This is a genomic window from Pseudonocardia sp. ICBG1142 (genome assembly GCF_020496255.1).
Taxonomy (GTDB): domain Bacteria; phylum Actinomycetota; class Actinomycetes; order Mycobacteriales; family Pseudonocardiaceae; genus Pseudonocardia.
Map to the genome: position 1 here is coordinate 24,108 of NZ_JAHLJC010000010.1, position 7,481 is coordinate 31,588.

General features: G+C 64.7%; 5 protein-coding genes. 3 read left to right on the plus strand and 2 right to left on the minus strand.

Translation table 11 applies throughout. The features are described from left to right. Positions 1–184: 184 nt before the first annotated feature. Complete coding sequence (locus KPL59_RS37560) at positions 185–490, minus strand: recombinase family protein (RefSeq protein ID WP_226360771.1); 306 nt, start codon at positions 488–490, stop codon at positions 185–187. A 178-nt stretch (positions 491–668) separates the two neighbouring features. Here KPL59_RS37560 and KPL59_RS11420 point away from each other — a divergent pair, with 178 nt between their 5' ends. Further along, complete coding sequence (locus KPL59_RS11420; protein ID WP_226359944.1) at positions 669–1,433, plus strand: transposase; 765 nt, start codon at positions 669–671, stop codon at positions 1,431–1,433. 229 nt (positions 1,434–1,662) lie between these two features. Here the strand turns inward: KPL59_RS11420 and KPL59_RS11425 are convergent, their stop codons facing one another. Further along, entirely contained in the window at positions 1,663–2,310 is a 648-nt protein-coding gene (locus KPL59_RS11425; protein ID WP_226360772.1) for a hypothetical protein, read from the minus strand. A 1,247-nt stretch (positions 2,311–3,557) separates the two neighbouring features. Here KPL59_RS11425 and KPL59_RS11430 point away from each other — a divergent pair. Together KPL59_RS11430 and KPL59_RS11435 are read left to right on the plus strand one after the other, a co-directional pair. Continuing rightward, a complete protein-coding gene (locus KPL59_RS11430) occupies positions 3,558–3,896 on the plus strand; it encodes a hypothetical protein (protein ID WP_226360773.1) in 339 nt (112 codons plus the stop codon). Positions 3,897–4,468: 572 nt separating this feature from the next. Beyond that, positions 4,469–5,911, plus strand: a complete 1,443-nt coding sequence (locus KPL59_RS11435; protein WP_226360774.1) for a hypothetical protein — start codon at positions 4,469–4,471, stop codon at positions 5,909–5,911. Positions 5,912–7,481: the final 1,570 nt, after the last annotated feature.

Here is a 7,481-nt window from a genome sequence, read left to right on the forward strand (position 1 = left end):
GCAGTCGTTTCTGATTCGTCTTTGACCGCAACTGATAGAACCGACCAGAAAAGGACGCAAGTAACGCCATGAAGTCATCCATCAGCTCTTCAAGCAGCGACTTGTCCGCATGAGCATGAACAGTCTCAACTGCAACTCCGACCTGCGCCAGATACCGCTCAATATAGAGGCTTATTCAGGGTGATCATGAAGTGCGGTGTTTCTCCAGGTCGGGACCGCAGCGAGGTAGCCCGCCAGGCGGCCCTGAATAAGCCTCATAGGCGACACCAAACCGAGCCAGTCGGTCACGCCACACTACGCGAACTACCGTGAACCGCCCAGCAGCGGCGTCATCAAGTAGCCGAGTCAACCCCTTCCGATTTTCTCGCAAACCGGACGCGCGATCACGATACACTCGGAATACTGTCCCCCTGGACGTCTCCCGCAACACCGATTCCTGGTTCGCCAACGACGACTCCTGACCCGTCGAACCAGAAACACGGCAATACAACGCCTCAACCCGCTCCGCCGCTTCCGGCTGAATCGGTTCGCGCCCAAGGAAGATATCAAGAGGCTTATTCAGGCCCCGTGAAATAACGATCTAGCCCGGCGTGTCGGGTTGGGCGACAGCCCGTCCATCGCGAATATTGGTTTGCCGAATCAATCCGAGATGAACGGGCTGCCGCAGTATGTACTATACCACTGGTTTCCGGCGTGATGAAATTCAGGATCTTGTCGCTATAGTGTATGAGCAGGATCAGCGGGACGCGACGGAGGCACGTTTGTCTTGGCCGCCGGTTCTGGGGTTGTTCTGGTCGGTGGTGATCACGTTGGCGTATCTGCGCGGGAATCGTGTGCAGTGGGAGTTGGCGGAAACCTATGGGGTGTCGCAGTCGACGGTTAGTCGAGCGATCACGGGGGTGACACCGTTGCTGGCACAGGCGCTGCGGAGTGTCGTTCCGACGGCAGAGGAGCTTCGTGCCGATCGGCAGTACATCATCGATGGAACCTTGCTGCCCTGCTGGTCATGGGCCGCGGTGCCGGGTCTGTGGTCGGGCAAGCATCGCACCACCGGCGTCGTCGTCCAGGTCGCAGCCACCCTGGAAGGGCAGCTGTCGTGGATCTCCGACCCGACCCCAGGCTCCCGACACGACCTATATTGCCTCGACCAATCCGGCGCCCTCGACCACCTCGCCACATACCCCCCGATCGGCGATAAAGGATACATCGGGCGCGGCATGCTCACCCCGTTCAAAAAACCACCCGGCCGGGAACTTCTCGACTGGCAAAAAACATTCAACAAGAGCCTCAACCACACACGCGCCACCATCGAACGAGTCATCGCCCATATCAAAACGTGGAAAGTTCTCCACACAGACTACCGGCGGCCCTACGCCACATTTAAAACGACAATCTCGGCAGTCATCGGACTCATCTTCTACACACTTACCTGACGGAGCCTGAATAAGCCTCCAAGATCAGCACGATCAAACAAACGCTGACCAGAGGCTGAAACTCGACACGGCAGCCGACCCTCTCGGGCAGCCTTCCGAACACCCACCACCGACATGCCCATGTACTCGGCAGCTCGCGCTATACGCATCTAAATCAGTATGAGCTAGTACCGGATACTTTGTCAACAGTCGATGAGCTTCCTTAGCGCCCCTAACCCATCACCCTCTATCATCGCTCCGGCTCTCCCAGGCTCTCAAGAATTCTCCTGGAGCGATTGCCTGCAGCCCGTCTCTTGCTTCCCGTTTCAATCCATTCCAGCATAATCGTCGCCATGGTTTCCGCCTGCCACTCATTGTAGTCGTCATACAATGCAACGGAAACACCTCCGAGAGTGGGCGGGCTTGCACTCCTGCTGTCGAACGCTTCGTTGAGCAAAGCCCGAAAGTCGTCAAGCAGGCCTGGACGAGTGCGTCTGATAACCGCACTAGCAGGAGACTCCAGGAAACTACCCTCCTGAGGTGCGACCAGGTGGAGTAGGCCGCGTAGCTCAGTGAAATGTTCCACCAGCACTGTCATATCCAATGGAATGGCATTGCGCGGATGCCCCATAAGTAAGTGCACTAACTCATGGAGAATGATGAGGGTCTGTTGCGATACCGGTGCGAGGGCCTGATACTGGATTCTCTCCAGATCGCCCTCAGTATGTGTGCAGCCGAACAGCCCGCCTAGCGGGAGACGCTCGGGTTCCAGCCGAATTCTTCGCTGCACACGCTGTTCGACTGCGGATACAATCTCTGCCAGTGTTAACGGCGGCCGGAGTCCCAGCTCCGACAGAAGGCGACCGCACTGCTCTCGCGGAGTCAGCGGGCGCCTCATACTTCGACCTTCATCCCTCGCCCGTTCAGGATCGGTCGGATCTTTTATATCCGCCCTGGGATCTAGTGCGATATCATTGAGCCACTTGCAGTGCATCACTGCTCGCGTAAACGGTCCCCGCGAAGACACGCGACAGGGACCGATGACAGACGCGCCTCGCTTATTGAGCTCCGTCCCACACGCGACCGCTACATCAACACTGGTCATAACTCGCCAGTCGGAAAAGTAGCTTTCAGGAACCTTCAGGGCGGCGGCCAACGCCGCCAGGAATCCCCGAGGGAGAGCACCGAGAGAGTCGCCAGCGAGTAGATCTGTGATTGAGCTTAGTGCAGAACCTTCGAACTCGGGATTTCCGGCCACCACGACCGTTGCCAGAAACTCTCCTCTACTGTCGACTCCTTTAAGGTGTGGGCGCATCCTCATCGCGTAATCCAGCGCTTCAGCAGTTGTTCGCGACGCTCTATCCACCCTCACCACATCCCCGCGCTGCCTTCTGGAAGTTCACCACCAGTCCCCCGCCGCCAGGCACGCTCATCTCCGAGCAAATAGCCAGCGATGGTTCAGGAGCAGCAGCTCATTTCGATTTCCTACTCGGGAAAGTAGCGCCTGATTCCCACCCCCGGTCTGGCCGCTCGCCACGACGCGGAAGAGTGTCCAGCATATGTAAAACCCATGCCTGCGTCGCCGAATCTAAAGACGCCGAGCGCGCAGCGATTCCACGAACACTTGCGTCAGCAAGAAGTCGGAGACTATGCAGCTGCTGATTTAGCTCTTCAGTATGCGCATCATCGGTCAAAAGGTAGCCTGGATCGATCTTAAAAAAACGAGCAATAGCTCTCAAACTGTTTGAGCTTGGGTTAGTACGAGCCGCACGACGCAAGGCTCGAAGGTAGTTTGGGCTGATCGTTGGGCCCTCATCGGCGTGTTCATGGAGCCATTGAGCCGCCTCCTCCGTGGAGTACGGCCTGTCCCGCACCGCGCGATCGTAGACCGTGTCAAACAGCAAGTTGATCTTGTTGGCTAGCTTCTTGGCTTCTGCCGCATCTCGTTCATGCCCGGCGGTCCCCACTGCGGATCACTCCCCCCATCCCCGACCACTGCCGGGCGGTGCGACGTCCACGCAGAGCATAGCGGTGTTGACAGCCCGTGCACAGGCGTGCACGATCGCCACGCCAACACCATGATGCGGATCTCGCAGGGCGAGCCGCATCGAGGAATCGTCGCGCTTTGTCTCCCCGGAGGTCTCGATGTTCGCCTCGCCCCCCGACGAGCCTGATCTCGGGCGGCAGTGGATGCCGCCGGGTCTCGTCCCGCCGCGGCCGGTCCGTCGTTCGGGGCGTGACGGAGTGGACCAGGAGAACTGGCTGCGGGACAGGATCCTCACCGCCACCCGGGAACTGACACTCGCCGCAGAAAAAGTCCGCAACCCCTACGGGGCGACCCTAGAGGACCAGGCGCCGGCGGCGTGGCATGTCCGGACCACCCAGGCGATCCTCGACGACTGCGTCGAACACCTCGACGACCTCGACGACTGCGACCGACACCACGGGCCCGGCGAGCCCCCGACACAGCCGCCACGCCCGTAAGAGCAGCCGCCGACCGGGCCAGTAGCCGGGTCTGGCAGGATCGGACAGTGAGCTGGCTCTCCTGGCTCTCCTGGCTCTCCTGGCTCTCCTGGCTCTCCTGGCTCTCCTGGCTCTCCTGGCTCTCCTGGCTACCGGGACCGCCGGACAGCCGCTTCCCTCAGCGCAGACGAAGGATCGACGAATGACCACCTAGACCGCTTAGACCGCTTAGACCGCTTAGGGCGACAGCCAGATGCTGGTCGTCCCACGATCTCAATTCGATATGGCGGGCTGGAGCAGCATCAGCAGCAGTATGTGCTTCAGAACGAAGTAGGGCCCGACCTCTCGGCCGGGCCCTACAACGGAAGTACAACGGAGTTCCCGCTCCGCTCCTTCAGCCCCCCCATCCCTGAAGGAGCGAGCACGCGTTGGATGCGTGGTTACACGATAGCGCGGCCCCCGGCACGACAGCAACGCCCCCAGACGGGTGCGACCGGGATGTCTGTGGGTGTCCGGTCCGGGCCGGGCTCGATGCCGGGCTCTGGCCCTTGGGCGGGCTCGACCAGGGTGAGCTGGCCGCCACGGCCATGGCAATGAGCACCGCAGACTGGCCGCCCGCCGACGAGCTGCACACCGCCCCGCCGCCGACGGCGCGGATGTGTACGCACTGCGTCCGCCGTTCCGGGCAGCCCCGGGACACGGTGCTCGACTCGATCGTCTGCGCCCCGTGCTGGATCTCGATCACCGACGACACGACCACCCGGAGCGACGCCGAGACCGCCGCTGCGGCACTCCGGGGGTTACCGCGGACCGCGCAGGACTGGCGTGAGGCTATCCACGCGTCGGCCTGGTGGCAGCGGCTGCGCCGTGATGTCCGCCGACGCCTGGAGCCGTTGCTCGCCGAGCTCGCCCGCCGCGCGGACTGGACCGACCATCTCACCTGGCCCACCTGGAAGCGTCTGCAGCAGGCCTCGGGGTGGTCACGGTCCTCGGTCGCGTCCTGGCTGGCGAAGCTCCAAGAGTTCGACTGGCTGATCCTCGTCGAGCCCGGCTCGACCCCGCAGTACCGCGGCCCGATCCAGAGCATGCTCCACGGACGACACGGCAACCGCGCAGCGGTCTACCAACTCCACCTGCCCGACCACGCGATCACCGAGTCGAACACCGCCGCGCACCGCGACGACCTCCGGCCGCTCACCGAGACCGGCGACATCACCCCCGACACCACAACCAACACCCCCTCTCACAGATCGTTGCGCGGCGAAAGTTGGACCCCAACGGGGTTTACTCTTACCGCAGGTAAGAGTTCTGTTCACACGCGCGCGAAAACGATCATCCACAGCGGCCAACGAACCCGGCCCCGGCCCGCTACGCGGGGCCCGCAGCCGACCCGTCCGGAGCCGCCCCGTCAGGGACGACGGTGGGGCGACTGGTTCGATGACCGAGTGCCCACCAGCCGCGGGGGGATGCTCGCCGCCGCACGACAGCTGCGCGATGACCCGCTACTGGCCCAGCTCTCACCGCGAGCAATCCGCGCCCAGGTGAAGCCGTTCTGGCGGGCCGGGTGGACCAACAACGACCTACGCCACGCCCTTCACCACCAGCCCACCCTCGATGGCCCGTCCCGGCCCGTCGAACGCTGCCCCGCCGGGCAGGTGCGCTGGCCATCGGCGTGGCTACGCCACCGCCTGGCGCCCTGGACCGGCCCGTGCGGGCCCCTGCCCGCCCCGCACGTCGACGCCCGCCAGCGGGCCGACCTCGCGGCCCGGCACGGCCACGCCGCCGCACAGCGGCTGCCCTACGGCCACACCCAGCTGGCGGTCGACACCCTGCGAGCCGACGCCCAGCAACAGGCCGAGGCCCGCGCCACCCTGGCCCGCAACCAGACCCGCGACCGGCACGCGCTACTCACCGGGCTCGTCACCGACCACGACACCGCCAGCACCAGCACCCGGGAGACCGCCCGCGACCACATCACCGCTCTGCTCAAAGACCGCCGTTCCCGACGACTCGCCGCTGCCGGGACGTCGTGCTGAACACCAGCACCCGCGCCCGTCCGGCGGCTCTGGAGACGCACGAACGGAGCTGCCGCGCCGCTTCCGGTCCTCGCCCGCCAGAGCGGGCTCCGGTCCGGGTCGACTTGCCCACGACCACCGACGTCACCTGAAGCCGTCACAGACGCCCTCAGCGCCCACTACAGGCCCGTCCGTCACCGCCGGTGAACGTCCCCGACCAGACCACAGCCAGGACACAACCGCCACGAAGGAACCGGGCAGCCCGGCCAATACCGGAACGCCCGCCTCAACACCGAAGACCCGACGTGTCGACGGCGCCAGGATGCCGCAGACAGCCACCCACAAGCACCCGGACCAGCGGAAACACCCCACTTCTCGATCAACAACGTGGTCGCGCCGGAGCTGCTCCCAGGGCAACTCGGGATAGCTGGCGGGGGCGCTGACCTGCGGATTCCCCCGGAACCAGAGCTGCCTCCGCCGCGTCATCGATACCGACGACCTCTCCCACCTACTGGCGCGATACACCCTCGATAAGCGCCGGGACCAGCAGAAACACCCCGGCGCATGATCAACCTCTGCCTCGCCGCGGCCCCCTTCCGGGGCTTCCCTGTTGGTCACGATTGCGCCCCTGACCTGGGGAATCCTGTCGAGGTCGACCGTGCTGAACACCTCCCTCCCTGGGCGCTCGCTCCCGGAACACTCCTGCGAGTGGATATCGACACGTAGCCGGACCAGCGGAAACAGCCTTGTTCATGATCGTCCCGTGGGTCGCTACGCGGCGCCGACCAGGCCTCCGCCCCGCTCGGATCGCGCCCCTGACCTGGGGATATGTTCGCTCGCGCGCCGCGGGGACCGAGCTCTTCGCCTGGACCATCCTCCCTCACGCGCCTGGGCGAGTAGGTGTCGACAAGTATCGGGACCAGCGGAAACGCCGCAATGAAACGATCTTGAGTGGCTGGCGACAGCAGACACTGGCCGCAGCGGTCGAGTGACAACGCTCTGACCAGGGGATTCTCTTCGGCAGTGTGGCTGTTGTTGGTGCTGTTCAGGTCGCTCTGTGCCGCTGCACGGCGAACGGTGCACGCGGCAAAGGTGCTGGTCCCGATACCTGTAGAGCGATCTTGACGCAGGCCCCTGGGGCGCTGGCGAGTCGGATGTCCGCACGGCCCCAGGAGTGGATCATCACGGTGGAGCCCGGGCCGCCGGGACCCGGCCGCGGGACCGGCGCGCCGGCCCGCGCGCCGTTGCCACCCTGGTGTCGCCGCGGTCACGCTCGCTGCAGCGGCCGTGGAGGTGCGCGCGGCGCGGCGTTGCGGGCCGATCCCGACCGCGCTGGCCCCGAGCCCGGCCGGGCTGCTCTCGCTGGCGAGGCGCACGAACGCTCTGGGTGGCACGGGCGGCACGACAGCGCTGCCCGCGGGCCCGTACCCGCGGTGGCCGGTGTCGTCGAGCGGTCTCAGCGCCCCGTTCAGGCGTGCTTCGGCCGGATCGACGCGCCACCTGCGCTGCCGGGTCCGCGCCGGTCTCGAAGCTGGACGCCGCAGTGCCCCGCCCGCGCCGCCGGGACGGCGGTCGCCGAGGCCTACGCCGC